General features: G+C 62.9%; 23 protein-coding genes. 12 read left to right on the top strand and 11 right to left on the bottom strand.

What is annotated here, in order from left to right:
- Nucleotides 1-5 precede the first annotated feature (5 nt).
- Nucleotides 6-1,058 (top strand): FAD:protein FMN transferase, encoded by a 1,053-nt coding sequence (locus DM374_RS27145; RefSeq protein ID WP_110972664.1) that lies wholly within the window; start codon nt 6-8, stop codon nt 1,056-1,058.
- 173 nt (nt 1,059-1,231) lie between these two features.
- Nucleotides 1,232-2,626: a Si-specific NAD(P)(+) transhydrogenase gene (gene sthA, locus DM374_RS27140; RefSeq protein ID WP_095157913.1), complete on the top strand. Its 1,395-nt coding sequence runs from the start codon at nt 1,232-1,234 to the stop codon at nt 2,624-2,626.
- A 42-nt stretch (nt 2,627-2,668) separates the two neighbouring features.
- On the opposite strand, the gene DM374_RS27135 is transcribed toward sthA, so the two are convergent.
- Both DM374_RS27135 and DM374_RS27130 read right to left on the bottom strand, forming a co-directional pair.
- Nucleotides 2,669-3,391, bottom strand: coding sequence for a glycerophosphodiester phosphodiesterase (locus tag DM374_RS27135; RefSeq protein WP_110972663.1), 723 nt, complete (start codon nt 3,389-3,391; stop codon nt 2,669-2,671).
- A 27-nt stretch (nt 3,392-3,418) separates the two neighbouring features.
- Nucleotides 3,419-4,006 (bottom strand): PilZ domain-containing protein, encoded by a 588-nt coding sequence (locus DM374_RS27130; RefSeq protein WP_110972662.1) that lies wholly within the window; start codon nt 4,004-4,006, stop codon nt 3,419-3,421.
- 94 nt (nt 4,007-4,100) lie between these two features.
- Between DM374_RS27130 and DM374_RS27125 the strand changes: the two genes are divergently transcribed.
- The 3 genes from DM374_RS27125 to DM374_RS27115 all read left to right on the top strand — a co-directional run bounded on the left by DM374_RS27125 (nt 4,101) and on the right by DM374_RS27115 (nt 7,353).
- Nucleotides 4,101-5,351 (top strand): lipoprotein-releasing ABC transporter permease subunit, encoded by a 1,251-nt coding sequence (locus tag DM374_RS27125; protein WP_095157907.1) that lies wholly within the window; start codon nt 4,101-4,103, stop codon nt 5,349-5,351.
- 7 nt (nt 5,352-5,358) lie between these two features.
- On the top strand, nt 5,359-6,042 hold the full coding sequence (gene lolD / locus DM374_RS27120; protein ID WP_175653784.1) for a lipoprotein-releasing ABC transporter ATP-binding protein LolD: 684 nt from the start codon (nt 5,359-5,361) through the stop codon (nt 6,040-6,042).
- Nucleotides 6,043-6,108: 66 nt separating this feature from the next.
- Entirely contained in the window at nt 6,109-7,353 is a 1,245-nt protein-coding gene (locus DM374_RS27115; RefSeq protein WP_110972661.1) for a lipoprotein-releasing ABC transporter permease subunit, read from the top strand.
- Nucleotides 7,354-7,362: 9 nt separating this feature from the next.
- Here the strand turns inward: DM374_RS27115 and DM374_RS27110 are convergent, their stop codons facing one another.
- Both DM374_RS27110 and DM374_RS27105 read right to left on the bottom strand, forming a co-directional pair.
- Nucleotides 7,363-8,706: a heavy metal sensor histidine kinase gene (locus DM374_RS27110; RefSeq protein ID WP_110972660.1), complete on the bottom strand. Its 1,344-nt coding sequence runs from the start codon at nt 8,704-8,706 to the stop codon at nt 7,363-7,365.
- Nucleotides 8,703-9,383: a heavy metal response regulator transcription factor gene (locus tag DM374_RS27105; protein WP_110972659.1), complete on the bottom strand. Its 681-nt coding sequence runs from the start codon at nt 9,381-9,383 to the stop codon at nt 8,703-8,705. The genes DM374_RS27110 and DM374_RS27105 overlap by 4 nt, the downstream gene beginning before the upstream one ends.
- A gap of 153 nt (nt 9,384-9,536) precedes the next feature.
- On the opposite strand from DM374_RS27105, the gene DM374_RS27100 reads away from it, so the two are divergent.
- Nucleotides 9,537-10,028, top strand: a complete 492-nt coding sequence (locus tag DM374_RS27100) for a cupredoxin domain-containing protein (protein WP_110972658.1) — start codon at nt 9,537-9,539, stop codon at nt 10,026-10,028.
- A 57-nt stretch (nt 10,029-10,085) separates the two neighbouring features.
- Nucleotides 10,086-10,916 carry an NADPH-dependent 7-cyano-7-deazaguanine reductase QueF gene (gene queF, locus DM374_RS27095; RefSeq protein WP_110972657.1) on the top strand — a complete coding sequence of 277 codons (831 nt, stop codon included), beginning with the start codon at nt 10,086-10,088 and terminating at the stop codon, nt 10,914-10,916.
- Between the two features lie 135 nt (nt 10,917-11,051).
- Here queF and DM374_RS27090 read toward each other — a convergent pair whose 3' ends face one another.
- A complete protein-coding gene (locus tag DM374_RS27090) occupies nt 11,052-11,315 on the bottom strand; it encodes a DUF4404 family protein (protein ID WP_110972656.1) in 264 nt (87 codons plus the stop codon).
- 122 nt (nt 11,316-11,437) lie between these two features.
- On the bottom strand, nt 11,438-12,028 hold the full coding sequence (locus DM374_RS27085) for a phosphonoacetaldehyde phosphonohydrolase-related protein (RefSeq protein WP_110972655.1): 591 nt from the start codon (nt 12,026-12,028) through the stop codon (nt 11,438-11,440).
- Nucleotides 12,029-12,197: 169 nt separating this feature from the next.
- Here DM374_RS27085 and DM374_RS27080 point away from each other — a divergent pair, with 169 nt between their 5' ends.
- The 3 genes from DM374_RS27080 to rssC all read left to right on the top strand — a co-directional run bounded on the left by DM374_RS27080 (nt 12,198) and on the right by rssC (nt 14,883).
- Nucleotides 12,198-12,902, top strand: a complete 705-nt coding sequence (locus DM374_RS27080) for an MlaA family lipoprotein (protein ID WP_110972654.1) — start codon at nt 12,198-12,200, stop codon at nt 12,900-12,902.
- Nucleotides 12,903-13,219: 317 nt separating this feature from the next.
- Nucleotides 13,220-14,404, top strand: a complete 1,185-nt coding sequence (rssB, locus tag DM374_RS27075; protein WP_110972653.1) for a two-component system response regulator RssB — start codon at nt 13,220-13,222, stop codon at nt 14,402-14,404.
- Nucleotides 14,401-14,883, top strand: a complete 483-nt coding sequence (gene rssC, locus DM374_RS27070; RefSeq protein WP_095157885.1) for an anti-sigma factor antagonist RssC — start codon at nt 14,401-14,403, stop codon at nt 14,881-14,883. Before rssB ends, rssC begins: the two co-directional genes overlap by 4 nt.
- 39 nt (nt 14,884-14,922) lie before the next feature.
- Here the strand turns inward: rssC and DM374_RS27065 are convergent, their stop codons facing one another.
- From DM374_RS27065 to DM374_RS27050, 4 genes are all read right to left on the bottom strand, one after another.
- Complete coding sequence (locus DM374_RS27065) at nt 14,923-16,824, bottom strand: alkaline phosphatase D family protein (protein ID WP_110972652.1); 1,902 nt, start codon at nt 16,822-16,824, stop codon at nt 14,923-14,925.
- Between the two features lie 90 nt (nt 16,825-16,914).
- Entirely contained in the window at nt 16,915-17,841 is a 927-nt protein-coding gene (tal, locus tag DM374_RS27060) for a transaldolase (RefSeq protein ID WP_110972651.1), read from the bottom strand.
- A gap of 118 nt (nt 17,842-17,959) precedes the next feature.
- The gene (dusA, locus tag DM374_RS27055) at nt 17,960-18,970 is read right to left on the bottom strand and encodes a tRNA dihydrouridine(20/20a) synthase DusA (RefSeq protein ID WP_110972650.1); all 1,011 of its coding nucleotides are present in this window, start codon (nt 18,968-18,970) and stop codon (nt 17,960-17,962) included.
- An 88-nt stretch (nt 18,971-19,058) separates the two neighbouring features.
- Nucleotides 19,059-19,943 (bottom strand): LysR family transcriptional regulator, encoded by an 885-nt coding sequence (locus DM374_RS27050; RefSeq protein WP_095157875.1) that lies wholly within the window; start codon nt 19,941-19,943, stop codon nt 19,059-19,061.
- 103 nt (nt 19,944-20,046) lie between these two features.
- Here DM374_RS27050 and DM374_RS27045 point away from each other — a divergent pair, with 103 nt between their 5' ends.
- Nucleotides 20,047-21,006 (top strand): DMT family transporter, encoded by a 960-nt coding sequence (locus tag DM374_RS27045; protein ID WP_110972649.1) that lies wholly within the window; start codon nt 20,047-20,049, stop codon nt 21,004-21,006.
- Between the two features lie 24 nt (nt 21,007-21,030).
- Here DM374_RS27045 and DM374_RS27040 read toward each other — a convergent pair whose 3' ends face one another.
- Entirely contained in the window at nt 21,031-22,650 is a 1,620-nt protein-coding gene (locus DM374_RS27040) for a sensor domain-containing diguanylate cyclase (RefSeq protein ID WP_110972648.1), read from the bottom strand.
- A gap of 390 nt (nt 22,651-23,040) precedes the next feature.
- Between DM374_RS27040 and DM374_RS27035 the strand changes: the two genes are divergently transcribed.
- Entirely contained in the window at nt 23,041-25,626 is a 2,586-nt protein-coding gene (locus tag DM374_RS27035; RefSeq protein WP_110972647.1) for a sensor domain-containing protein, read from the top strand.
- Nucleotides 25,627-25,889: the final 263 nt, after the last annotated feature.

The following is a 25,889-nucleotide window of genomic DNA, read 5'->3' as shown; positions in this document are numbered from 1 at the left end:
CAGCGATGAGACCTCAAGACCCGTACAGGAGGACCCGTTTGAAAGCAGTCCTTGGATTACTCTGTGCTCTTGCCCTTACCGGCTGCGAAAAGGACGACCCGGTCGAGCGCATCAGCGGCCCCACCATGGGCAGCAGCTACACCGTGCAGTACGTGCGGCCCGCCGAGGGTCCGGATACGGAGCAGGTGCAACGCGAGATCGAGGGCATTCTCGCGAACATCGACCAGCAGTTTTCCACCTACCGTGGCGATTCCATGGTCGCCCGTTTCAATCGTCTGCCCGCAGGTGGATGCCAGGTAATGCCGGAAGGTGTGCTCAAACTGGTGCAACTGGGCGACACGCTGTGGCGCGAAAGTGGCGGGGCGTTCGACCTGAGTGTCGAGCCGCTGTTGGACCTATGGGGGTTCGGTCCCCAGGCGCGGGAGGAAAAGATCCCCGATCCGGCGCGGCTGGCAGAGGTACGCCAGCGTATTGGCCAGGGCCATCTGCGCATCGATGGCGAGCAGTTGTGCAAGGACATCGCCCTGGAGCTGGACTTCAACAGCATCGCCGCCGGCTACAGTGTTGATCTGATCGTCGAGCGCCTGCGCGCCCTGGGTATCGACAATATGCTGGTGGAGGTCACGGGCGAGCTCAAGGCCGTAGGGCGCAAGCCTGACGACAGTCCATGGCGGGTCGCCCTGGAACTGCCGCGCGAAGACCGCCAGATTGCCCAGCAGGTGCTCAGTATCGACGGCCTTGGTGTATCGACGTCGGGTGACTACCGCAACTATTTCGAGGAGAATGGCCAGCGTTTTTCCCACACCTTCGACGCCCGTCTTGGCCGGCCGGTCGCACATGCGCTGGCGGCGGTGACGGTATTCGATCCCTCCGCGCTAATGGCTGACGGTTATTCCACGCTGTTGCTGATACTGGGCCCGGAGCAGGGCTGGGAGTTTGCCGTGGCACAGGACCTCGCCGCCGTTTTTGTGGTGCGGGCCGAGACGGGGTTCATTGCCCGTGTGACCCCGGCATTCGAGCGAATCGTCGGAGCGGGCGACGCAACGAACGAGAAATGAATGTCTTGCATGTAGTGCAGAGAAAAATAGCCTACGACGCGACCAAGGGTTAATGTGCGCGCCGTTCAAGCTTGATTAGACTGCACCCGAATTTTTTCATGGCGCCCCCGAGGCGTCATGATCGAAGCCCCGGCCGCCGGCGTGGCGCCCGGGCCTGTTCTGAAGGAGTACGCATGGCTGTCTACAACTACGACGTAGTGGTGCTGGGTTCCGGCCCCGCAGGAGAAGGGGCGGCAATGAATGCCGCCAAAGCAGGACGCAAGGTTGCGATGGTCGATAGCCGTCGTCAGGTCGGCGGCAACTGCACCCATCTGGGCACCATCCCGTCCAAGGCCCTGCGTCACTCGGTGCGCCAGATCATGCAGTTCAACACCAACCCGATGTTCCGGGCCATTGGTGAGCCGCGCTGGTTCTCGTTCCCTGACGTGCTGAAAAGCGCCGAGAAAGTGATCTCCAAGCAAGTCGCTTCGCGTACCGGCTATTACGCCCGCAACCGCGTCGACGTGTTCGTCGGCACCGGCAGCTTCGCCGACGAGCAGACCATCGAAGTGGTCTGCGCCAACGGTGTGGTCGAGAAATTGGTGGCCAAGCACATCATCATCGCCACCGGCTCGCGCCCTTATCGCCCGGCCGACATCGATTTCCACCATCCGCGTATCTACGATAGCGACACCATCCTCAGCCTCGGCCACACCCCGCGCAAGCTGATCGTCTACGGCGCTGGTGTGATCGGCTGCGAATACGCGTCGATCTTCAGCGGTCTCGGCGTGTTGGTGGAGCTGGTGGACAACCGTGGCCAGTTGCTCAGCTTCCTGGACTCGGAAATCTCCCAGGCCCTGAGCTACCACTTCAGCAACAACAACATCACTGTTCGTCACAACGAAGACTACGAGCGTGTCGAAGGCCTGGACAACGGTGTGATCCTGCACCTGAAATCGGGCAAGAAGATCAAGGCCGACGCCTTGCTCTGGTGCAACGGCCGTACCGGCAACACCGACCGTCTGGGCCTGGAAAACATCGGCATCAAGGTCAACAGCCGTGGCCAGATCGAAGTCGACGAAGCCTACCGGACCCAGGTGCCGAACATCTATGGCGCCGGTGATGTGATCGGCTGGCCAAGCCTGGCCAGTGCTGCCCACGACCAGGGTCGCTCTGCGGCCGGCAGCATCGTCGATAACGGTAGCTGGCGCTTCGTCAACGACGTGCCGACCGGGATCTACACCATTCCGGAGATCAGCTCGATCGGCAAGAACGAGCAGGAACTGACTCAGGCCAAGGTGCCTTACGAAGTCGGCAAGGCGTTCTTCAAGAGCATGGCGCGTGCGCAGATCGCCGGCGAGCCGCAAGGCATGCTGAAGATCCTGTTCCACCGCGAAACCCTGGAAATCCTCGGCGTGCACTGCTTCGGCTACCAGGCGTCGGAGATCGTCCACATCGGCCAGGCCATCATGGACCAGCCGGGTGAGCGCAATACGCTGAAGTATTTCGTCAACACCACCTTCAACTACCCGACCATGGCCGAGGCCTATCGGGTGGCTGCGTACGACGGCCTCAACCGGCTTTTTTGAGCGGCTCCGGCCGGTGGCCTGAGCCGGCCGGGGAGACCGATTTCAGCGACTCTCGAGGGTGGCAGTGGCCAAACCGGGAAAGTCTGTAATCAGGCTGTCTACGCCGAAGTCAGCGAGCCGACGCATCAGCGCCGGTTCGTTGACCGTCCACACCGACACGTGCAGCCCCTGGCGCTGGGCCTTGGCCAAGCGTTCGGGGCTGCAGTGCGTCCAGTTCAGTGCCAGCAGCTTACAGCCATAGTTCTGCGCGACCTTCAGCGGGTCGAGCCAGGTGTATTCCGCCACCAGTCCACGTGAAATGTCCGGCGTCAGCTCCAGGGCGGCGGCGAGCACTTCCCGCGAGCTGGAGGTGATGGTCACCTTGTCGAGCAGGCCAAAGCGCTGGGCCATTTCCCGAATGGCCAGGACCGTGGTGGCGGCGCGGGTGCGCGAGGCGCTCTTGACCTCCAGTTGCCAGTGCTCGAACGGGCATTTCTCGAACAGCTCTTCCAGGCGCGGAATCGGGCACGGCTGCACCCAGCCCGGACCACCATTGCGTGCGTCGTAGGTCACAAGCTCCGCGGCGCTGTGCTCCACGACCTTGCCGCGACGGCCAGTGGTGCGTTTGAGGGTAGGGTCGTGGATCACCATCAGTTCGTTGTCGGCTGACAGATGCAGATCAAGTTCGCAACGCCGCACGCCGTGTTTCAGGCACTGCTGGAAGCTGGTCAGGGTGTTCTCGGGGGCTTCGCCCTTGGCGCCACGATGGCCGTAAATCTGGGTCACGTTTGTTCCTTCAAGAAAGACTGAAGCTCAGGAGGCTGCCGGGCCGTTCTGTTCCAGGGCCTGGCGGCGCTGTTGCGCCTGCCGTTGCAGGATGTAGCGCGCCAGCAGTTGACGCTGGGCGTCACTGATATCGACGAACTCGGTGCCGATCTCGTAAGGGCCGTCGGCCTTCTTGTCACAGTGCGTGACCTTCGCTCGCAGCAGCAAGCCCGAGGCCCGCGGCATCAGCACCATTTTCAGCGCCACGCGGCTGCCGGGCGTGAAAGCGTTGGCGTGAGTGAACTCGATACCGCCTTCGGACAGGATGACGGGCTGCGGCGCGCCAATTTCGCCGATCAGGGTCTGAGCCACCACTGCGCTGAGCAGGTCGATGCGTTTGTTCTGGGCCTTGAGGAAGGCCGCCAGGGTGCGATCCTTTTCGCTGAGCTGGCGTAGCAGGTGCTGGGATTCGAACTCGCTGAGGTGCAATTCGCTAAGCAGATTGAACAGCGGCGAATCATCCTGCAACAAGTCTGTGCCAAGGGCTTCAGCCGCGCTCAGCGGGGTAATTTCCAGTGCGATCCGGTCCTCGATACGGTAGTATTCGCGGCGATCTTCTTCATCTATTGTCGACATGGCGAACCCATGGTAGCGGCGGTGGTCTGAGTGTAAATCCGCCGTCCTGGCCCCGCCACAAGGACGTTCCTCTTTCATCCGAACAAGCCCCGACATGTTCAGACCTCTTTTCGTATACATCGGTACGCGCTACACCCGTGCCAAGCGGCGCAATCACTTCGTTTCGTTCATTTCCCTGACCTCGATGATCGGCCTCGCCCTTGGCGTGGTGGTGATGATCGTGGTGCTCTCGGTCATGAACGGCTTCGATCATGAGATGCGTACCCGCGTACTGGGCATGGTCCCTCATGCCACGCTGGAGACCGGTCAGCCGCTGAGCGACTGGCCAGCCCTTGCCGATAGAGTTAAGCAGAATCCGTCCGTGCTGGCGGTGGCGCCGTTCACTCAGATGCAGGGTTTGCTGACCCACGAAGGCAAGGTACAGAAGGTACTGCTCAACGGTGTTGACCCGGCGCAAGAGCGCAAGGTTTCGATTATCGGCGACTTCATTCGCGAAGGCCGTCTCGAAGACCTTGAACCCGGCAGCTTCGGCATCATGATCGGCGACAAGGCGGCTGCCAAACTGGGTGTCAGCGTCGGCGACAAGCTGACCTTCGTCGCGCCCGAGGTCACCGTCACCCCGGCCGGAATGTTCCCGCGCATGAAGCGTTTCACCGTGACCGGCATTTTCCATGTCGGTGCCGGTGAAATCGACGGCTACCTGGGCCTGACCAACCTCTCCGACCTGTCCCGCCTGCACCGCTGGAAAGCCGATCAGGTCCAGGGCCTGCGGCTGAAATTCGACGACCTGTTCGAGGCCCCGCGTAACGCCTACAACATCGCCAGGCAACTGGGCGAGCAGGAGTTCTACGCCCGTGACTGGACCCGCAGCTACGGCAACCTGTACCAGGCGATCCGCATGGAAAAAGCCATGATCGGCCTGTTGCTGCTGCTGATCGTCGCGGTGGCGGCGTTCAACATCATCTCGACGCTGGTGATGGTGGTGAACGACAAGCGCGGCGATATCGCGATCCTGCGTACCCTCGGTTCGACGCCGCGGCAGATCATGGCGATCTTCATGGTCCAGGGAACGGTGATCGGCGTGGTCGGCACGGCCATCGGCGCCGCGGTCGGAATCCTTGCGGCGCTCAATGTCAGCGCCGCCATCGCCGGCCTTGAGCGGCTGATCGGTCACAAGTTCCTCAACGCCGATGTCTACTTCATCGACTACCTGCCGTCGCGAATCATGGCCGAAGACGTGTGGATGGTCTGTGGCGCGGCGCTGGTCCTGAGTTTCCTCGCCACCCTGTATCCGGCCTGGCGTGCGGCACGCACCCAGCCCGCGGAGGCGCTTCGTTATGAGTGAGTTGGGCATGAGTGATAAAGCCGTACTGAGTTGCCGCAACCTGGGCAAATCCTATGAGGAAGGCCCGGAGTCGGTGCAGGTGCTGTCGAACCTGCAACTGGAGTTGCTCCCCGGTGAGCGGGTCGCGATCGTCGGCAGTTCCGGTTCGGGCAAGAGCACCTTGCTCAACCTGCTGGGCGGCCTCGATACGCCGAGCCAGGGCAGCGTCTGGCTGGCCGGCGAGGAGCTTTCGGCCCTCGGCGAGCGTGCCCGCGGCCTGCTGCGCAATCGCGCGCTGGGCTTCGTCTACCAGTTCCATCACCTGTTGCCGGAATTTACCGCGCTGGAAAACGTGTGCATGCCGCTGCTGATCGGCCGCACGCCGATCCCGGAAGCCCGCGAGCGTGCCGAGGCGCTGCTCAAGCGTGTCGGTCTCGGTCACCGCCTGAGCCACAAGCCGTCCGAACTGTCCGGTGGCGAGCGCCAGCGCGTGGCGATCGCCCGTGCCCTGGTCAACCGGCCGGGCCTGGTGATGCTCGACGAGCCGACCGGCAACCTCGACCAACACACCGCCCAAGGCATCCAGGACCTGATGCGCGAGCTGAGCAGCTCGTCGCAGACCGCGTTCCTGGTGGTAACCCATGACCTGAACCTGGCGCGGCAGATGGATCGTGTGCTGCGCCTGGAAGAGGGTCACCTGGTTCCGATCTGATTCGAGGAGGGCGCCCGTGCCGATGCCGGGCGCCCTGGCCGTTATTCTTGCTGGGTGCATCCGTTCATGTTCAGACCCTTGTCTATTTTCATCGGCGCGCGCTACACCCGCGCCAAGCGCCGCAACCATTTCATCTCGTTCATTTCCATGACATCGATGATCGGCCTTTCCCTGGGCGTGCTGGCGATGATCGTGGTGTTGTCGGTGATGAACGGCTTCCAGCGCGAGATGAGCTCGCGCATCCTCGGCATGGTGCCGCACGCCACCATCGTTGGCGTCAAGCCGCTGGACGACTGGCAGCCGGTGGCCACCGCCGCGCTGAAGAACCCCGAGGTCATCGCCGCGGTGCCCTTCACCGAAATGGAAGGGATGCTCTCCTACAAGGGTTCGATGCAGCCGATCAAGATCAACGGCATCGACCCGGAACAGGAAGGCAAGGTTTCGATCGTCGCCGAGCACATCATTCAGGGGCGTCTGGAAGACCTCAAGCCAGGCGAGTTCGGCGTGGTCATCGGTGAAATCACCGCACGGCGCTTCCGCCTGAGTGTCGGCGACAAGCTGACCCTGATCGTCCCTGAGGTAAGCAGCGAGGCGGGCGGCATCACCCCGCGCATGCAGCGCCTGAACGTGGTCGGGATCTTCAAGGTCGGCGCCGAGCTGGATGGTTCCATGGGCATGATCCATGTGGCCGATGCCGCGCAGATGCAGCGTTGGGAGCCGAATCAGGTGCAGAGCGTGCGCCTCAAGCTCAAGGACCTTTACGCCGCACCGGCGGTGTCCGCAGCGATTGTCGCAGGCCTTGGCGATCAGTACCGCGCCGATGACTGGACCCACACCCAGGGCAGCCTGTTCAGTGCCATGAAGATGGAAAAGACCATGATCGGTCTGTTGCTGCTGATGATCATCGCGGTGGCGGCATTCAACATCATCGCCACGCTAATCATGGTGGTGAACGACAAGGGCGCGGATATCGCCATTCTGCGCACCATCGGCGCAACACCCGGGCAGATCATGGGCGCGTTCATGGTTCAGGGCAGCCTGATTGGCGTGGTCGGTACCCTGATCGGCGGCGTGTTCGGGGTGCTCGCGGCGCTGAATGTCAGCGCGCTCGTGGGCTGGCTGGAGCGCATCAGCGGCCAGCATATCTTCACCTCTGACGTGTATTTCATCAGCTCGCTGCCATCGGAATTGCAGTGGGGCGATGTGGCGCTGATCTGCAGCGCCGGCCTGGTGATGAGCTTCCTCGCGACGATTTACCCGGCCTGGCGTGCATCGCAGGTCGAGCCGGCCATGGCGCTGCGCTACGAGTAAAAGACGCTGTCAGGCGGCCGGTAGCTGGATGATGAAACGCGTCCAGCCATTGGCCGACTCGGCGCGGAGCGTTCCGCCATGGGCGCGGACGATGGATTGGGTGATGGCCAGGCCCAGTCCCGCATGTTCGCTGCTGCCGGCCCGGCGTGCCGGGTCGGCGCGGTAGAAACGATCGAACAGCCGTGGGAGCAACGTCGGATCGATCGGCTCGCCGCGGTTGGCCACTTCCAGGCGCAGTTGCCCGCCGCTTTCCGCGATACCTACCTGAATATCTCCTCCCTGTGCGGTGTAGCGCAGCGCATTGTCGAGCAGGTTGGACAGGGCGCGGCGCAGCATATGCCGGTCGCCGTCCAGCGTGGCGGCGCCGTGCCGCGCCAGCCGGACCTGAGCGTCCTCGGCCAGCGGCGCGTAGTATTCCAGCAGCGCATCGACTTCCTCGTGCAACGCCAGTGGCTCACGGTTGGGCATCAACAGGCCGTGGTCGGCTTTGGCCAGGTAAAGCATGTCGTTGACCAGTTGCGCCATCCATTGCAGTTCTTCGAGGTTGCCGTGCAGGGCTTCGCGGTATTCGTCCAGGCTGCGCGGCCGGGTCAGGGTGACCTGGGTATGGGTCAGCAGGTTCGACAGCGGCGTACGTAATTCATGGGCGATATCGGCGGAGAAGGCCGAGAGGCGCTGGAACGCGTCGTCCAGGCGCTCCAGCATGGCGTTCATCGCGGTTGCCAGTTCTGCCAGTTCCACCGGCATCTGCCCCACCGGCAGGCGGGTGGTCAGTGAGCGAGCGGAAACGCTGGCGGCAATCTCGCCCATCTGCCGCAACGGGCGCAGGCCGCTGCGCGCAGCCCAGACCCCGAGCAGGGCGGTGGCCAGGGCGCAGAGGCCGACGGTCAGCCAGATCAGCCGCTGCATGCGTTGCAGAAAATGCTGGTGGTGGGTGATATCGAGCAGCAGCGTCAGTTGCAGGTCCGGCAGTTGCACGCCGAGGCTGCGGTAGTCGGCGTGCTCGGCGCGAAGGGTGTTCAGGCCAGGCCCTGCCGGCGCATCGGGCAGGCCCGCACGACTGTCAAACCAGATCTCGCCGTCGGTGCCGCGGATACGCAGGGCCAGATCGGACTGGTGGCTCAGCTCGCTCTGCAGGGCTGGCAGGCGCAAGGCGAGGTCGGTGCGGCTGTGCACGCCCTCGAGCATGCGCTGCAGGACTGGCAGGCGGCTGTTGAGCAATTGCTGATCGAGTTCGATGAAGTGGGTTTCGCTGGCGCGGCTGAACAGAATCCCCGCCAGCAACGACACCACGGCAGTGCAAGCGGCGAACAACAGGGCGAGACGGGCGCCGAGGGACAGCCGGGGCATCAGGTCGGACGCTCTTCGAGGACGTAGCCCATGCCGCGCACTGTGTGGATCAGCTTGTTGTCGTGGGCATCGTCGATCTTCAGGCGTAGCCGGCGGATCGCCACTTCGATGACATTGGTGTCACTGTCGAAATTCATATCCCAGACCTGCGACGCAATCAGCGATTTGGGCAGCACCTCGCCCTGGCGCCGCAGTAGCAGTTCCAGCAGGGCGAATTCCTTGGCGGTCAGGTCCAGGCGCTGGCCGCCGCGTTCGACCCGGCGGCGGATCAGGTCCAGGCGCAGGTCGGCCAGGCCGAGGGTGGTTTCCTGAGCCGGGTTGAGGCCGCGCCGCAACAGGGTACGGACCCGCGCCAGCAACTCGGAAAAGGCGAACGGCTTGACCAGATAGTCGTCGGCGCCCAGTTCCAGGCCGTGGACCCGGTCTTCCACAGCATCGCGGGCGGTCAGGAACAGCACCGGCACATTCAGTCCGGCGTCACGCACGGCCTGGAGAATCTGCCAGCCATTGCGACCGGGCAGCATCACATCGAGGATCAGCAGGTCATAATCGCCGGTCAGCGCCAGGTGCTGGCCGGTGTCGCCGTCGCTTGCCAGCTCGGTACTGAACCCGGCCTCGCTGAGGCCCTGGCGCAGGTACTGGCCGGTCTTGGCCTGGTCTTCGACGATCAACAGTTTCATGGGTTTCTCGGTGGCGGTAGGGCGGTGACGTTATACCTTTCCTGCATTCGGGCAGGGTGAAGCTGACAAAGTTGTAATCTTTTCGTCAGGTGGACGCCAGCGCCGGGTTTGCACAATGGCGGCCTGAAGCAATCGATGATGAGGAACACCCCGATGAAATCCCTGATGACCGCTGCCGTCCTCGCGCTGCTCAGCCTTCCGGCCATGGCCGCGCCGGGCGCACACGGGTTCGCTTTTGGCCAGCCTGCGCCAGCGGCCAAGGCCACGCGCACCGTCGAGGTGGTGTTGGGCGATATGTACTTCGAGCCGCGCAGCCTGGAAGTGAAGGCCGGCGAGACGGTGCGTTTCGTGGTGATCAACAAGGGCCAGGTGGCCCACGAGTTCAACCTTGGCGATGCGGCCATGCATGCGCAGCACCAGAAGGAAATGCTGGCGATGGCGACCATGGATCACGCCAGCATGGGCCATGGGGGAATGGACCATGGTGCGATGCAGCATGACGAGCCGAATATGGTGATGGTCGCGCCGGGCCAGCGCGGTGAATTGACCTGGACCTTCAGCCAGTCGACCCCGATCGAGTTCGCCTGCAACGTGCCGGGGCACTATCAGGCCGGGATGGTTGGCAAGCTGACTATCGCGCAATGACCAAAGGCAGGCTCAAACCCGATAAACTACGGCAATTTCGTCCTTCAGGTTTGAGCCATGCACCCCGCTGCAGAACATTCCCCGCTGGGTAAAGCCAGCGAATACGTTTCCACCTACACGCCTTCGCTGCTGTTCCCGATCCCGCGTACCGCCAAATGGGCCGAGCTGGGCGTCAGCGCCGAGACCTTGCCGTGGCGCGGCACCGATTTCTGGAACTGCTTCGAGCTGTCCTGGCTGCTGCTATCGGGCAAGCCGGTGGTGGCCATTGGTGAGTTCGCCATTCCTGCGGATTCGCCGAACATCATCGAATCCAAGTCTTTCAAGCTCTATCTCAATTCGCTGAACCAGACTGCCTTCGACTCGCCACAGGCGTTGCAGGCCTGTCTGGAAAAAGACCTTGGCGCGGCCGCCGGCAAGCCGGTAAGCGTGCGTATCCGCAGTCTGGGTGATGTGGAAAAAGAAGGCGTGGCCGGGCTGCCGGGCCAGTGCATCGACGAGCTGGACGTGAGCATCAGCAACTACGAGCAACCGCAACCTGAGCTGTTGCGTTGCAACAAGGACAAGGTGGTGGAGCAGACCCTGCACAGCCATTTGCTCAAGTCCAACTGCCCGGTCACCGGTCAGCCGGACTGGGGCAGCGTGGTCGTCGAATACCGCGGCCCGGAACTGGATGCAGCAAGCCTGCTGACGTACCTGATCAGTTTCCGCCAGCACGCGGATTTCCATGAGCAGTGCGTGGAGCGCATCTTCCTCGACCTCAAACGCCTGCTCGATCCTCAGCACCTGACGGTGTACGCGCGTTATGTGCGCCGTGGCGGGCTGGACATCAACCCGTACCGCAGCCTTGGCCCGGTGAGCCCGGATAACCGTCGGTTGGTCCGGCAGTAACGAAAAAGCCCCGTCTAGACGGTAATGCCAGTCAGTTAGCGTTTTTGCGCCTATGTTGGGGCCGCAAAGCGGCCCCAACTGGTTTAACTGACTGGCATTAGTCTCGACGGGGCTTTTTATTTGAGCGGGGTGGGTTCAGATCCCCATGCTTTGCAGGCTCTGAACGATATTGCGCAAGGTGGCAGTCAGGCCCGGGTGATCGACCTCGAAGCGCTCCACGGCGAGGTTGACGCCGTCGACCAGGTTGGTGTCCTGGGTTGCCGCTTCCAGTTTGATCTGGGCATCGATTTGCTCCATCAGCTTGTGGAGTTGCTCACGCTCTTCCAGCGACAGCGGCGGGTTTTGCTCCAGTTGCTCGCGCAGGGTGTTGAGCTGTTCTTGCAGTTCGCGGGCAGGCATGGTGATCTCCCTTTATCAATAGGCACAGCCATGGACCCCTGCCTTGTGCGAAAGGTCCATGCATGCCTGACAGATTAATCCACACGGGCCGGCTTTGCATGATCCGGATCAAGCGCGGGTGATCAGGGTTTCTCGCCCTTTAGCCGGCGCTGGCTGATATCGGCGAGGCAGTCGGCCAGTTCCTGCAAGTGATCGATCACCGAATGCACGCCAAGGCTGAACAGTTGCAAGGTGGCTTTGCCGCGCTTGTGCTCGCGTTGCTTGTCGTCCAGCGCCTGCCACTCGGTTTCGGATAACCCGCACAACGGGCCACAGGCCGCCAGACCGATGGTCCACAGGCCGGCGTTGAGCCCGGCCTGGAGCAGACGCGGTTCGCCGCTGATCAACACGCAGCCATCCAGTTGCCTGGCCTCGATGGCCATCAAGGCACGCCAGCAGGCGTCCGGGGCGGGCCAGGGCTTGGCGTCGTGGTGCGGCGTTGCCGCCAGCCAGTCGGGCAGGGCGCGGCTCAGGTGTTGGCCGGTGTGTGCCGGAACTTCGTCCAGCCAGGCGCAGGGCACGCGATGCCGACGTAGCCAGTCGAGTACGTCGAGGGCGCCGGGGGTAGGGAGAACGGGGAGGTCCGGGGCGCTGTCCAGGCTACGGCCGCCGAAGTCGACCAGGCAGCCACGAAGTCCGAACAGGAGCGCGGTGAAGGCGGGCGCGTGAGGCATGGCAACATCCCTGAAATATCAGGACACTACTGGCCGTTCGTGACGATTTGGTGACGGTCGTTTGACGCGTGTGGCGTCAACTATTTGCGACGCAAACGTTACTAGGCTTTATACTCGTCCACTTTGGCGCGGAGCTGCTTCGCGCGTTGCGTTCATCAGGAGAACATCTATGCGTGGGATCGGTGCGAGCGTGCTCGATCGTTTGTTCCGGGCCAGCGTGTGCGCAACTGCGCTGCTGGCGCCTTTTGCGGCTCAGGCGGCGACCGAGGAAGACCCTTGGGAAAGCATCAACCGGCCGATTTTCCGTTTCAACGACACGGTCGACACCTATGCGCTCAAACCGATCGCCCAGGGCTACCAGTTTGTAACGCCGCAGTTCCTGGAAGACGGCATCCATAACATGTTCCTCAATCTGGGCGATGTGACCAACCTGGCCAACAACATCCTCCAGCTCAAGCCGCATGCAGCCGGTGTCGATACCGCGCGGTTGATCGTCAACACCACCTTCGGTCTCGGCGGCTTCTTCGATGTGGGGACCAAAATGGGCCTGCAGCGCAACGATGAAGACTTCGGCCAGACCCTGGGCTACTGGGGCGTCAGCAGCGGTCCTTACGTGATGCTGCCGCTGTTCGGGCCGAGCACCGTGCGCGATGCGCTGGGCAAGTACCCGGATACCTACACCGAACCCTACCGCTACGTGAATCACGTGCCGACCCGCAACACCGCGCTCGGCGTCGATCTGGTCGACACTCGCGCCAGCTTGCTGTCGGCGGAGAAGATGATCCAGGGCGACAAGTACATCTTCATCCGCAATGCCTACCTGCAGAACCGCGAGTTCAAGGTCAAGGACGGCGACGTCGAAGACGATTTCTGATCTTCGGCAAGTAGAAAAGGCGACCTCCGGGTCGCCTTTTTCATTAGGGCATCCTTCCATTGAGTTGCCACAAACCGGGTTTTTATAACCACCGGTGATTTGCACTGCAAACAGCCGCACGCGAGCGGCGGTGCATGCTTGAAACGCCTGGCGGATGGGAGTACCGTCTGCGCCTTACAGGGCACCTCTGCAAGTTGCCGGTCGGCTTATTCTGACCTACAACTCAGATAGACAGAGTGGCTAGAAGAGAATCCAGTACGTGTGCTCCAACCTGTCGAGCCGCTTACGCCAACCTATTTCTGGCGCCGTTTGCCCACATGCAGAAAACCAGTGCAACGCTGCTGATAATCGATGACGACGACGTGGTGCGCGAGAGCCTCGCCGCCTACCTGGAAGACAGCGGTTTCAGTGTCCTGCAGGCGAGCAATGGCCAGCAGGGCCTTCAAGTCTTCGAGCAGGATCGTCCCGACCTTGTGCTCTGTGACCTGCGCATGCCGCAAATGGGCGGTCTGGAGCTGATCCGGCAAGTGACCGAACGTGCACCTGACCTGCCGGTGATCGTGGTTTCCGGTGCGGGCGTGATGAACGATGCTGTCGAAGCCCTGCGTCTGGGCGCCGCCGATTACCTGATCAAGCCGCTTGAGGACCTCGCGGTGCTCGAGCATTCGGTTCGCCGCGCGCTCGATCGTGCGTACCTGATCAAGGAAAACCAGCGCTACCGGGAAAAGCTCGAAACCGCCAACCGCGAGCTGGAAGCCAGTCTCCACCTGCTTCAGGAAGACCAGACAGCGGGTCGCCAGGTGCAGATGAACATGCTCCCGGAAAGCCCTTGGAGCATTGGCGAGTTTTCCTTCGAACACCAGATCATCCCGTCGCTGTATCTCTCGGGCGACTTTGCTGATTACTTCCGCGTTGACGAGCGGCGGATCGCCTTCTACCTGGCGGACGTGTCCGGCCATGGTGCATCCTCGGCGTTCGTCACTGTACTGCTGAAGTTCATGACCACTCGCCTGCTGTTCGAATTCAAGCGCAGCGGCACCCTGCGGGACTTCAAGCCGTCGGAAGTGCTCGGGCACATCAACCGCGGCCTGATCAATTGCAAGCTGGGCAAGCACGTGACCATGGTTGGCGGTGTCATCGATGAAGACACCGGGTTGCTGACCTATGCCATCGGCGGCCACCTGCCGCTGCCAGTACTGTATACCCCGGAGCAGAGCCTTTATCTGGAAGGCCGAGGATTGCCGGTCGGTCTGTTCGACGAAGCAACCTACCAGGACCACGTCCTGGAGCTGCCGTCGCAGTTCAGCCTGACCCTGCTATCTGATGGCATTCTGGACCTTTTGCCCGGCGCAACACTCAAAGAAAAAGAAGCGTCCCTGCCTGAGATTGTCAGGGATGCGGGCGGCAGCCTGGATGGCCTGCGGCAACGATTCGGATTGGCTACGCTTGGGGAGATGCCGGATGATATCGCCCTATTGGTGTTGAGCAGGAACCTTCAATGAGTACCGGTAGAATCCAGTTCGCCGAACAGAGCGGCACCTTTGTTCTGAAGTTTGTCGGTGAAGTGCGTCTGACCCTGTGTTCAGCGCTGGATGCAACTATTGAGAAGATCTTCACCGCGCTGAATTTCTCGGCGATCGTCATCGATCTCACAGAAACCCAGAGCATCGACAGCACCACGCTCGGCCTGCTGGCCAAGCTGTCGATCCTGTCGCGGCAGAAGGTTGGCTTGCTGCCGACCGTGGTGACCACCCACGCCGACATCACTCGCCTGTTGCAGTCGATGGGCTTCGATCAGGTGTTCAACATCGTCGATCGGCCGATTCCGTGCCCGGAATGCCTGACCGACCTGCCTTCCCAGGACCAGGACGAAGAGGTGGTGCGGGCCAAGGTGCTGGAGGCGCACAAGATCCTGATGGGCTTGAATGACTCCAACCGTGAAGCCTTCCATGACCTGGTGAACGCGCTCGAGCGTAGCTGAACCCTTCAGAGCCTCATCGCCGCCGCGATGAGGCTCTTGTCATTCCCGTCGCGGAAACTCCGTCGCCTCTGACCCGTCTGCATTCAACTGGAACACCCGCTCCGGTTGCCCCTGCTCATTGAAAAACACCTGGCCCAGGCCCGCGCTGTTCCACAGCCGCTCGCCGGCTTTGCTGTGGCTGGGTATGCGCGGAACCACTTCCATCAGTCGCCGGCGGGTGAACCAGTTCAAGGGCGAGCGCGGCGCGTAGAGCCAGCGGTTGAGGCGGTCGAAGGTGTCCAGCAGGCGCGCCGGGAAGCGGTTCTTGATGCCGCTGCTGGTGATCTGCCACAGGTGTGGGCTGCGTTGGCGGTGGCGGATCAGCACTTCGTAGACGAAGGAATAATGCACGTCGCCGGAGAGGATCACGTAGTGCCCCGGCGTGCGCGAATGGCGGAAGATATTCAGGATTACCTGCGCCGCGCCGCGGTGGGCCATCCAGTTTTCCGCGTCCACCAACAGTGGATAACCGCACCAGCTGAACACCTTCTGCACCGTCTCGATCAGCTTGACGCCGAAGATCGGTGCGGGCGAAACGATGATGGCCGACGGGTGGTCGAGCAATGCTTGCTGCAGTTCGCAGAGCGCTTCCCAGTCCAGCAGGCCCGAGGGCTTTTTCAGGTTGCTTTCGCTGCGCCAGCGCCGGGTGCGGGTGTCCAGCACCAGCAGGGCCGGGCTGGTCGGTAGCTGGTAATGCCACTGCTGGAAGCGCAGCAGGTCGTTGATCAACTGATCCTGCAGCGGGCTGTCCAGGTGGCGGTCGTCCCCGGCGCTGGCGAAGAGTTGCCGGCATTTTTCCAGGAGATCGCCGAACACGTCAGGATTGTTGCCCCAGGCCTGGCAGAGCAGGTAAGTCAGCAGGGCGTTGCCGATGATCCGGCGCGAGAACGGATGGCCGTAGGCGGTTTCCTCCCATTGCGCCGAAAGGTTCCAGTCATCGGTGATGTCGTGGTCGTCGAAAATCATCAGGCTCGGCAAATGCGCCAACACTCGGGCGACCCCGCCCAGTCCGGTGACGAAGCCATTCACACAGCCCTGTTCCAGCCTGTAGCGGGCTTGCTGTTCGGCGTTCAGCGGCGGTGTGTCCGGTGCAATCAGCGTCCACGGCACGGGCGACCAGACCAGCAGGTACATCGCCAGGGTTTCGCCGAAGGTCACCAGGTGGTTGTCGGCATTGCTGCTGGTGAAGATCGGTTTGCGCACGCCACCGAAGAAGCGCTCGCGCAGGGTTTCGTTGCTTTTCAACGCTGGCAGCAGGTCGCCACGGTGGTAGTAGCTGGCGGGATGGCCGTAAAGCTCGACGCTGTCGCGGATTACCGCGCCGTCCAGGCATTCCTCGAACAGGCCGAGCCGCGCAATCAGCGCGTGAATGGCGCGCAGCATCGGCCCGGCGACATCATCGGCGTAGACCTGATCGCCGCTCATCATCAACAAGGCCGGGCGCTGTGCGGGCTCATGCGGGCTGGCCAGCAGCCGGTCGGCGCAGAGCAGGCCATCCTCGGCGGGAAAGTGGGGTTTGCGGCAGGAGCCGTGGAGCAACTGGTCCAGCCGTTCGCGGACGACGAAGTTCGCACGCTGTGTGCCGTCATAAAGTAGATGCGGCGCCCACTCGGCGATGCCGTGGCCATCGAGCAGCAGGTCGTAGTCGATCCGGGTGTCGCAGGGTAGCGGTGTATCCAGAGACACATCGATCAGGTGCACGAAGGCCTGGCGACCCACCGGAATGACCTGGCAGCGAGCAGCGTCCAGTGGCAGGACCAGCGGTTCGGAAGTGGCAGCATGAAGGTGCAGTTCGGCGTTCAGCGGCTGCGAGGCGACCAGCCAGAACACGATGCGCGTCGGCTCCAGGCGGCGAAGCAGTGGCCCGGCCAGGACCAACGGCAAAAGAGAAGAGTCGGACATCAATGCGGGAGCACGAGGCTGTTTGCCAGTAGTTGCGGAAGAGGCGGGACTTTCCGCGCTGTCGCGACTACTGGCAAACCGAGATTTGTATCAAGCCTTTGCGGAAAGCAGGGCTTCGAGTTTTTCCTGGTCACGGGCGAACAGGCGAATGCCTTCGGCGAGTTTTTCGGTGGCCATGGCGTCTTCGTTGAAGGCCCAGCGGAACTGGCTTTCATTCAGTGTCAGGCGTGGCTCGGCGGCAGCGCCGGGGGCCAGTTTACGGACCAGGGTGCCCTCGTCTTCGCTGAGCTTCTGCAGCAGGTCCGGGCTGATGGTCAGTCGATCGCAGCCCGCCAGTTCTTCGATCTGGCTGAGATTGCGGAAGCTTGCGCCCATGACCACGGTGTCGTAGCCATTGGCCTTGTAGTAGTTGTAGATGCGGGTGACCGACTGCACGCCCGGATCTTCGGCGCCGACATAGTCCTGACCGCTGGACTTCTTGTACCAGTCGTAGATGCGGCCCACGAACGGCGAGATCAGGAACACCCCGGCATCGGCGCAGGCGGCCGCCTGGGCGAAGGAGAACAGCAGGGTCAGGTTGGTCTGGATGCCTTCCTTCTCCAGGGTTTCGGCGGCACGGATGCCTTCCCAGGTGGAGGCCAGCTTGATCAGCACGCGGTCACGGCCAACGCCGGCCTTGTCATACAGCTCGATCAGTTGACGGGCCTTGGCCAGCAGCGCCGGCTCGTCGAAGGACAGGCGAGCGTCCACTTCGGTGGAAATACGGCCGGGGATGGCTTTCAGGATGCCGCTGCCCACCGCGACGGCGAAGGCATCGCAGGCCAGATCGACATTGCCCTTGCTGCTGGCGATCACCTGTTTCAGCAGCTCGGCGTAGCCGGGCATGGCGGCGGCTTTCAGCAGGAGGGAAGGGTTGGTGGTGGCATCGACCGGCTTGAGGCGGCTGATTGCGTCGATATCGCCGGTGTCGGCGACGACCGTGGTGAACTGCTTGAGTTGTTCCAGCTTGGAAGTCATGAGCGTGCTCTGTCCTGTGCGGTGCGACGACATTACCCGAGCGCCGTCAGCGGCTCAAGGGCCGTGCCGGCGGGCGTCGGGAGGGTATGTCTTCGAGTGCCGCGGAGCGCGCCGGTTCCTAGTGGCCCTTTAACAATTCAGCAGCTTGATCGAGCAGGGCCAGCGGATCGTTGGTCTTGTGCACATCCACGGAAAGCAACTGACGGAACTTGCGCGCGCCCTTGAAGCCCTGGGCCAGACCGAGGATATGCCGGGTGATGTGGTGCATGGCGCCGCCGGCCTGCAGATGGGCGGCGATGTACGGCTTCAACTGCTCCAGCACCTCGCTGCGGGAAATCACCGGGGCATCGCTGCCGAACAGTTGCTGGTCGACTTCGGCCAGCAGATAGGGATTGTGGTAAGCCTCGCGGCCGAGCATCACGCCGTCGAAGGTCTTGAGGTGCTCATGGCATTCCTCGAGGGTCTTGATCCCGCCGTTGAGGATGATTTCCAGGTCGGGGAAGTCCGCTTTCAACTGCGCCGCGATGTCATAGCGCAGCGGCGGGATTTCGCGGTTTTCCTTCGGCGACAGCCCTTCGAGGATGGCGATCCGGGCATGCACGGTGAAACTGCGGCAGCCGGCATCGCGGACCTGGCCGACGAAATCGCACAGCTCGGCGTAGCTGTCGCGGCCGTTGATGCCGATCCGGTGCTTGACCGTCACCGGGGTCGACACCGCGTCCATCATCGCCTTCACACAATCGGCCACCAGCGCCGGGTGACCCATCAGGCAGGCGCCGATCATGTTGTTCTGCACCCGGTCGCTGGGGCAGCCGACGTTCAGGTTCACTTCCTGATACCCCGCCACCTCGGCCAGCTTCGCGCAGGCGGCGAGATCGGCCGGCACGCTACCGCCCAGTTGCAGGGCCAGCGGGTACTCGGCGGCGTCGTGGCCGAGAAAACGCGCGGCATCGCCATGGAGCAGGGCGCCGGTGGTGACCATTTCGGTATAGAGCAGGGCGTGGCGGGACAGCAGGCGCAGGAAGAATCGGCAGCGGCGGTCTGTCCAGTCCATCATCGGGGCGACGGAAAACCTCCTGAGTACCGGACTCGAAGGATTGCTCGGGTTTTCCGCGGGGGTATTGTGCATGCCGGTGGTCTCGTCTGCTGCCGTCTTCGGATGCATTACGCACCCTGAAAAAAGGCGGCGGAGTTTAACAGGAATGCGCTTTGCCGGCTTATCGCCCCGACAAAAACGTCACCAACTGCCGCCCATGCGAACTCAGCTTCTCCCACTCCCGAAAACAAATCCGCAGTTCCAGCGTCGCCCAGCGTTCTTCAAGTGGCAGGCAGCGTACAGGCAGTTCCTGCTCCAGGCGGCGTGCCGTGGTTTCCGGGAGCATGGCGATGCCGGCGCGCTGGGCCACCAGTTGGGCGATGGCTTCGAAGCCGGGGGCGCGGACGCGGACTTTGAGGGGCATCGACAGGTTGATCGCCAGCTCTTCGACGAAGCGCTGCATGGCCCGCTCCGCCGGCAGGCAGACGAAGGCGTAGTCGAGGGCGTCGCGCAGGCGCAAGGCGGTCCGTTCGGTCAAGGGGTGGTCGAGCGGCACCAGCAGTACCAGGCGCTCGGTGCGGAAGGGCAGGGACACCACGCCGTCGTTGACCAGGTTGCCGTCGTAGACGCCGATCTCGCATTCGCCGGCGAGGACCATGCGCAGGATGTCGACGCTCTTGTGTTCCACCAGTTGCAGGTCGATCTCCGGGTAGTCGAAGAGGAACGGTCCGAGCACCGTCGGGAGGATGGTGCTGTTGGTCACGGTGGACGCGGCGAGGTGCAGGTTGATGCGTTTCTGCCCGGCCAGTTCCTTGAGGGTGTCATGGAGTTTGCGGGCTTCACCGAGGACGCCGCGCGCAGATTCCAGCACCAGTCGGCCCGCCGGCGTCAGGTGCATGCCATCGGCCTTGCGCACGAACAGGGTCAGGCCGCTACGTTCCTCGAACAGCCGCAGGCGCGTGCTGGCGGCGGACACCGCCACCGGGAAGCTCGCCGCCGCCTTGCTCAGGCTGCCGGTTTCGGCGATAGCGGCAATCAGGCGCAGGTCGGGCAAGTCGAAGTGCATCAGGGGTTTCTCCAATTCAGAAAGCCTGCTTCGTAAAAATGCGATTCTGATGTGCTGGCTTTCTGTTCAGAATAAAGCTTGTCACATTTTGGTGCGGACCTCCATGATCAGCTTTCCTTCCCGGATTCAGCGCTACATCGATAACGGCAGCCTGTTCGCGGTGCTGTCCGCTCTGGGTTTCAGCCTCAAGGCGATCTTCGTCAAGCTCGCCTACGCGGCGGGCCCGGTGGATGCGATCACCTTGCTCGCGCTGCGCATGGCGCTGTCGCTGCCGCTGTTTCTCTGGCTGGTGTGGTTCAGTCGCGGTCAGGTCAGCGCACCGTTGACCTGGGGTAGCGCCGGGCGGGTGCTGTTGCTCGGGCTGTTCGGTTATTACCTGGCCAGCCTGTTCGACTTCTATGGCCTGCAATACATCAGTGCCGGGCTGGAGCGGCTGATCCTGTTCACTTATCCGACCCTGGTGCTGATCTTCCAGGCCATCGCCCTGCGCGAGCGGCCGACCCCGCGCGTATTGCTGGCGATGGGTCTCTGCTACCTCGGCCTGGGCGTGGCCTTTGTCCATGACGTCAGCGTTTCGGGAGTGGGCGATCAGGTGATTCTCGGTTCGCTGTGGGTCTTTGCCAGCGCCGTGACCTACGCGCTGTACTACTCGGGCACCGGGGTGATGCTCAAGACCATGAGTTCGATGCGCCTGGCCGGTCTGGCGGGCACGGCGTCGTCGCTGATGGTGCTGGGCCATTACCTGTTGACCGGGGATTTCTCGCAACTGGGCCAGTTGCCCGCGGCGGTCTGGGTGAATGCCGGGTTGATGGCGCTGTTTTCCACGGTGTTGCCGATCTACTGGGTGGCGCTGGCGATCCAGCGCATGGGCGCCACGCAAACGGCGGCGGTGGGCAATCTCGGGCCGGTGCTGACGGTGCTGGCGTCCTGGGCGCTGCTCAACGAGGATATCTCTGGGTATCAGATCGCCGGGTTGGCGCTGGTGCTGTTCGGCGTGTCGCGGTTGAAGCCGGGCAAGGCCAGGGTTGTGCCGCAGCCCCAGGCCAAGGATGCCCCGGCCTGAAACCAGGCGCGGCGCGGCAGGGGTTCAGACCTGATGTGAAACCTCTTTTGCGCCGGCCACGCGAACCCGGTTGCGCCCGCCAATCTTGGCCTGATAAAGCTGTTCGTCAGCCACCTCGAAGACCCGCGCGGCGTTCTCCGAGTGCAGCGGCCAGTTGGCCACGCCCATCGACAGGGTCAGGTGGCCGATCGTCTCGAACGTCGTCTGCTCGACCCGATGGCGCAAGCGCTCCGCGACCCGCGCCGCCGTGTCGGGACTGGTGCCCGGCAGCAGCATGAAGAACTCCTCGCCGCCGGAACGGCAGATCACGTCGTGGTCCCGCGAGCAGCCGCGCATCAGCTCCGCCAGGGCTTGCAGCACCTCGTCTCCGGCGGCGTGCCCGTAGGTGTCGTTGACCTGCTTGAAGTGATCGATGTCGATGGCGATCACCGAGAACGGGCGTTTTTCCGCCTGCCACAGGGTCACCGCGAGGTCGAGGCCGCGGCGATTGCGCAGGCCGGTCAGGGGATCGGTCTGGATGTCGTGATTGAGTTTGCCCAGGCGCTCATGCAGCAGGTTGAGGCCGATCAACAGAGCACGCTTGAGCTCCGACGACTCGAAGTACCAGGAGCGCACGCTCTCGATTTGCGCGCTGGTTTCCGGCTCGTTGATCTTCTTCGCGCCTGCGGCCAGTTGCCTGAGCGGTTGGGCGATGATCCGCGAGAACCACCAGATCAGGATGAAGCTGACCACTGCCAGCGGGATGGTCTTGAAGATCACGCTCATCAGTAACTGGTCGAGCCCTTCGAGGGTCGACTCGGTGGAGCGTTGGGCGACGATGCCCCAATGCGCCGAGGGCACGGAGGCGAAGCCCGCGAGCATGTCCATGCCCTGGCTGTTGATCACCCGTTGGGTGCCGTTGTCCCGCGTGCCGAGGGTGTCGATCAGGCTGTTGCTGCCGACGATGCTGCCGACCCGGTCGGCATCGGGGTGATAGAGCAAGCGACGGTTGCTGTCGACCACATACAGGTAAGAGCCGTTCTTGTAGTAATGCTCGCCGAGCAGTTCGTTGAGGATGCTCTTGTGCTTGAGGTAGATGCTGCCGCCGATCAGCCCGCGGTAGCGGCCGGCTTTGTCGAACACCGGCTGCGAGATGAAGATGATCAGGTTGTTCGCCGCCGACATGTACGGGCTGGAAATCAGTGGCCGGCGCTCGCGCAGGGCGGCCAGGGCGCCCTCCGATTGCAGCTTCTTGCCGAGGATCTGCAGCGTGTCGGGCGAGGTGGAGCGCACCACGCCTTCGTCGTCGGTGATGACGATGGAGTTGAAGGTGTTGGTCTGCAGGCGCAGGCGCACGGCTTCGTGGTTCAGTTGCGCGAGGTCGTCGAAGTGCTCGCCGAGCAGGTCGGCGGCGTAGGCCAGTTGTTGCTGCGAGGCTTGCAGGTAGGTCTCGGTGCTGGACGCCAGTTTGGAGGCATAGGCGTGGTTGGCTTCCAGGGCGTTGTCGATCAGCAACTGGTATTGGACGCGATAGCTGGCGTAGAAGCTGTTGAGCAGGGTGACCAGGGCGGTGATCAGCGTCAGCAGCAGAATCAGGCTGCGCAGGTCCCATCGGAAGAAATTTCTCAACTGCACCGAAGTCCCCTTGCCTCGATCCTGAATCATTTGAAGGTGTGCACGGCCCTGGCAAAGTGCCGTGGGGCGGTGACGAAGCGCGGCATACTGCGCCTGCAGCCCGAAGTTGTCGCGCCAAGGGTAATGAGACTTTGGTCGAATAGCCACAGTGTATACGTGGACATGAATTTGACTGATGGGTCACGCAGTGAACCGAAAACCACGCCGATTCAGACAGTTGTGTTGTTTCAGTAAGACCTGCAACCGCGCCGAAGGGCTTGTTTTGCACGGTGGAGAGATGGACCGCCAGGCGGGAGGGGTAATATCATGCTGACATCAATGCATGTGCCATGGATGCGGCAACCGGTTTCGGACGCCGTGGTGGGCACAGGTTCCTGGTCTATCCCGGCCACTGCCTGGCTGGATTTTCTTGAGTAGAACATGACGTCTCACGACAACCGTTCCATCGAATTGTCGCTGGCTCAACTGGCCGCCCTCGACCGGGTGATGTCCATCGCCGAGTTCACCCCGGATGGCACGCTGCTGCGGGCCAATCAGAACTACCTGGTGCTGCTGGGGTACTCGCTGGAGGAAGTCCGCGGCCGCCACCACAGCTTCTTCTGCCCGCGCAAGCTGGTGGAGAGCCCGGCTTACGAATTGTTCTGGCCACGCTTGCGCGAAGGCAGCGGACGTTCCGGGATCCAGGAACGGGTGCGCAGCGACGGCAGCAGTTGCTGGCTGGAGGCGACCTATACGCCGGTGTTCGATGGCAACGGCGAGGTTGTCCAGGTACTCAAGCTGGCCACCGATATCACCGCACGGCTGGAGCAGGAACGGGTCCAGCAGGAACGCCTGCGCATGCTGTCGCTGGTGGCGGATGCCAGCGATACCGCGGTGATGATCAGCGACAGCCAGCGGCGCATTGCCTACACCAACGCCGGCTTCGGGCGGATGTTCGGCTGGCGCGGCGACGAGGTCAAAGGCCTGAGTCCGATGGCGCTGCTGGTGCCGGACCGCGACGAGCAGACCATCGCCGAGTACTACGCCGAGATGTACGCCGCCGGCGCCATGCAGCGCGAGGAAATCGTCACCGGCAAGCATGGCCAGCGCTACTGGGCGAAGGTGGTCAGCAACCCGATCTTCGACAGCGCCGGCCAGTTGCAGCATACCGTGACCCTGTTCACCGACATCACCCAGGCCAAGATGCACGAAGCCCTGCAGCACCGGGTGCTGGAGTCCATGGCCCGGGAGCAGCCGCTGACCGAAGTGCTGGAACTTATCTGCCTGGAGGTGGAGCGCATCGCCCCGGAAATCACCGCCTCGATTCTCAAGGTCGACGAAGACGGGCAACTGCATTCCCTCGCCGCGCCGAGCCTGCCGACTGATTACAGCCGCCAGCTCAACGGCGTGCGCATCGGCCCTATGGTGGGTTCCTGCGGCACCGCGGCGTGGCGCAACGAATCGGTGCTGGTGGACGACATTGCCAGCGACCCGTTGTGGGCCGGCTACCAGGAGCTGGCGCGACCGCTGGGCTTTCGCAGTTGCTGGTCGACGCCGATCCGCAACAGCCAGGGCGCGGCCATCGGCACCTTCGCCTTCTATTTCCGCCAGCCGCGCAATGTCGCCTCGGCGCTGTTCCACCAGCGCCTGGTGGACGCCTGTGCGCACCTCTGTTCGCTGGCGCTGGAACGGGAAAACTCGCGTCAGCGGATTCGCCAACTGGCCTATTACGATGCCCTGACCGGCCTGCCCAACCGCAGCCTGTTGCAGGCCAAGGCCGATCAGGCGATCGCCACCGCCGCCCGCAACAACGAGCAACTGGCGGTGTTGTTCATCGACCTCGACCGCTTCAAGCAGGTCAACGATTCCCTCGGCCATCCGGCCGGCGACGAATTGCTGCGCAACGTGGCGGTGAAAATGCGCCGTGAACTGCGCGGCTCGGATATTGCCGGGCGGCTGTCGGGCGACGAGTTCGTGGTGATCCTGCCGCAGTGCGACGGTGACCACGCCGCCGACGCGGTGGAACGCATCCAGACGCTACTGTGCCAGCCGATGACCATCGCCAACACCAACCTGTCGATTTCCGCCAGCGTGGGCGTTGCCATGTACCCATCCGATGGCTGCGATGTGGAAACCCTGCTGCACCGCGCCGACATGGCTATGTACCAGGCCAAGAGCAGTGGCCGCGGCTGCTTCAGTTTCTTCAGCAGCGAAATGAACAAGCTGGCGCAGGAGCGCCTGGCGCTGGAAAACGCCCTGCGTGAGGCGCTGCAGAAAGGCCAGTTGCGCTTGCATTACCAACCGCAGATCGAGATGTCCACCGGGCGCCTGTACGGCGTCGAGGCGCTGGCGCGCTGGACCCATCCGCAGCTTGGCGAAGTATCGCCGGCGCGCTTTATTCCGTTGGCCGAAGAGTGTGGCCTGGTGGCCGAACTGGGTCGCTGGGCGCTGCGCGAGGCGTGCCGGCAGTTGTCCGAATGGCGCGCCCGTGGTTTGGTGGTGCCGGCGGTGGCGGTGAACCTGTCGCCGACCAGCTTCCACAACCTCGACCTGCCGCGGATGATTGCCGACACCTTGCGTAGCAACCACCTGGCGCCGGCGGACCTGACCCTGGAACTGACCGAGAACATCCTGCTGGACACCAACCCCAGCACCATGAAAACCATCGAGGAAGTGCATGCCCAGGGCATTCGCCTGTCGATGGACGATTTCGGCACCGGCTATTCCAGCCTCAGCTACCTGCGGCGTTTGCCGGTGTCGGAGTTGAAACTGGACCGCAGTTTCGTCGCGGATCTTGAGCATGACGAAGCGGCGCGGGCGTTGAGCAATGCCATTCTCGGCATTGGCAAAAGCCTGCACCTGACCGTGGTGGCCGAGGGTATTGAGACGGACTCGCAGAGTGTCTGGCTGCAGGAACAGGGTTACCCGGTAGCCCAGGGCTACCTGTTCTCGCCGCCACTGGCGCCGGATGCGCTGGCGCAGTGGCTGGAGGAGCGGGTGGTGCTGGAGGCGGAGGTCGTGGGGTAGGTTTTTCTCGTACTGTGGGAGATTCACCGGACGCCGCGCAGCGGCCCCAAACTGTCCAGCACGCTTTCTATGCCCGGCTTTTTTATCGTGGATCCTTCGTTGAGTAACGGGGCCATGATCTTTGGGCTTGGGCTTGGGCTTGGGCTTGGGCTTGGGCTGGGTGGGTAGGTCTTGGGTGCTGGGAGCTTATCCATTCGATGTGGCGCCGCTGCCGGCCCCTTCCGCCTCCACGGCGTCCTACTTTTTTCTTGGAAAAAGTAGGC

It is taken from the genome of Pseudomonas huaxiensis (genome assembly GCF_003231275.1).
GTDB classification, from domain to species: domain Bacteria; phylum Pseudomonadota; class Gammaproteobacteria; order Pseudomonadales; family Pseudomonadaceae; genus Aquipseudomonas; species Aquipseudomonas huaxiensis.
The sequence above is the reverse complement of the archived record's forward strand: the minus strand, read 5'-3'. Positions and strand labels throughout refer to the sequence as shown.

What these genes read in the sequence shown, in the direction of transcription:
- DM374_RS27145 (WP_110972664.1), top strand. Translation starts at nt 6, where the DNA reads ATGAGACCTCAAGACCCGTACAGGAGGACCCGTTTGAAAGCAGTCCTT.
- sthA (WP_095157913.1), top strand. Translation starts at nt 1,232, where the DNA reads ATGGCTGTCTACAACTACGACGTAGTGGTGCTGGGTTCCGGCCCCGCA.
- DM374_RS27130 (WP_110972662.1), bottom strand. Translation starts at nt 4,006, where the DNA reads ATGTCGACAATAGATGAAGAAGATCGCCGCGAATACTACCGTATCGAG.
- DM374_RS27125 (WP_095157907.1), top strand. Translation starts at nt 4,101, where the DNA reads ATGTTCAGACCTCTTTTCGTATACATCGGTACGCGCTACACCCGTGCC.
- lolD (WP_175653784.1), top strand. Translation starts at nt 5,359, where the DNA reads ATGAGTGATAAAGCCGTACTGAGTTGCCGCAACCTGGGCAAATCCTAT.
- DM374_RS27115 (WP_110972661.1), top strand. Translation starts at nt 6,109, where the DNA reads ATGTTCAGACCCTTGTCTATTTTCATCGGCGCGCGCTACACCCGCGCC.
- DM374_RS27105 (WP_110972659.1), bottom strand. Translation starts at nt 9,383, where the DNA reads ATGAAACTGTTGATCGTCGAAGACCAGGCCAAGACCGGCCAGTACCTG.
- DM374_RS27100 (WP_110972658.1), top strand. Translation starts at nt 9,537, where the DNA reads ATGAAATCCCTGATGACCGCTGCCGTCCTCGCGCTGCTCAGCCTTCCG.
- queF (WP_110972657.1), top strand. Translation starts at nt 10,086, where the DNA reads ATGCACCCCGCTGCAGAACATTCCCCGCTGGGTAAAGCCAGCGAATAC.
- DM374_RS27090 (WP_110972656.1), bottom strand. Translation starts at nt 11,315, where the DNA reads ATGCCTGCCCGCGAACTGCAAGAACAGCTCAACACCCTGCGCGAGCAA.
- DM374_RS27085 (WP_110972655.1), bottom strand. Translation starts at nt 12,028, where the DNA reads ATGCCTCACGCGCCCGCCTTCACCGCGCTCCTGTTCGGACTTCGTGGC.
- DM374_RS27080 (WP_110972654.1), top strand. Translation starts at nt 12,198, where the DNA reads ATGCGTGGGATCGGTGCGAGCGTGCTCGATCGTTTGTTCCGGGCCAGC.
- rssB (WP_110972653.1), top strand. Translation starts at nt 13,220, where the DNA reads ATGCAGAAAACCAGTGCAACGCTGCTGATAATCGATGACGACGACGTG.
- rssC (WP_095157885.1), top strand. Translation starts at nt 14,401, where the DNA reads ATGAGTACCGGTAGAATCCAGTTCGCCGAACAGAGCGGCACCTTTGTT.
- DM374_RS27065 (WP_110972652.1), bottom strand. Translation starts at nt 16,824, where the DNA reads ATGTCCGACTCTTCTCTTTTGCCGTTGGTCCTGGCCGGGCCACTGCTT.
- tal (WP_110972651.1), bottom strand. Translation starts at nt 17,841, where the DNA reads ATGACTTCCAAGCTGGAACAACTCAAGCAGTTCACCACGGTCGTCGCC.
- dusA (WP_110972650.1), bottom strand. Translation starts at nt 18,970, where the DNA reads ATGCACAATACCCCCGCGGAAAACCCGAGCAATCCTTCGAGTCCGGTA.
- DM374_RS27050 (WP_095157875.1), bottom strand. Translation starts at nt 19,943, where the DNA reads ATGCACTTCGACTTGCCCGACCTGCGCCTGATTGCCGCTATCGCCGAA.
- DM374_RS27045 (WP_110972649.1), top strand. Translation starts at nt 20,047, where the DNA reads ATGATCAGCTTTCCTTCCCGGATTCAGCGCTACATCGATAACGGCAGC.
- DM374_RS27040 (WP_110972648.1), bottom strand. Translation starts at nt 22,650, where the DNA reads ATGATTCAGGATCGAGGCAAGGGGACTTCGGTGCAGTTGAGAAATTTC.
- DM374_RS27035 (WP_110972647.1), top strand. Translation starts at nt 23,041, where the DNA reads ATGACGTCTCACGACAACCGTTCCATCGAATTGTCGCTGGCTCAACTG.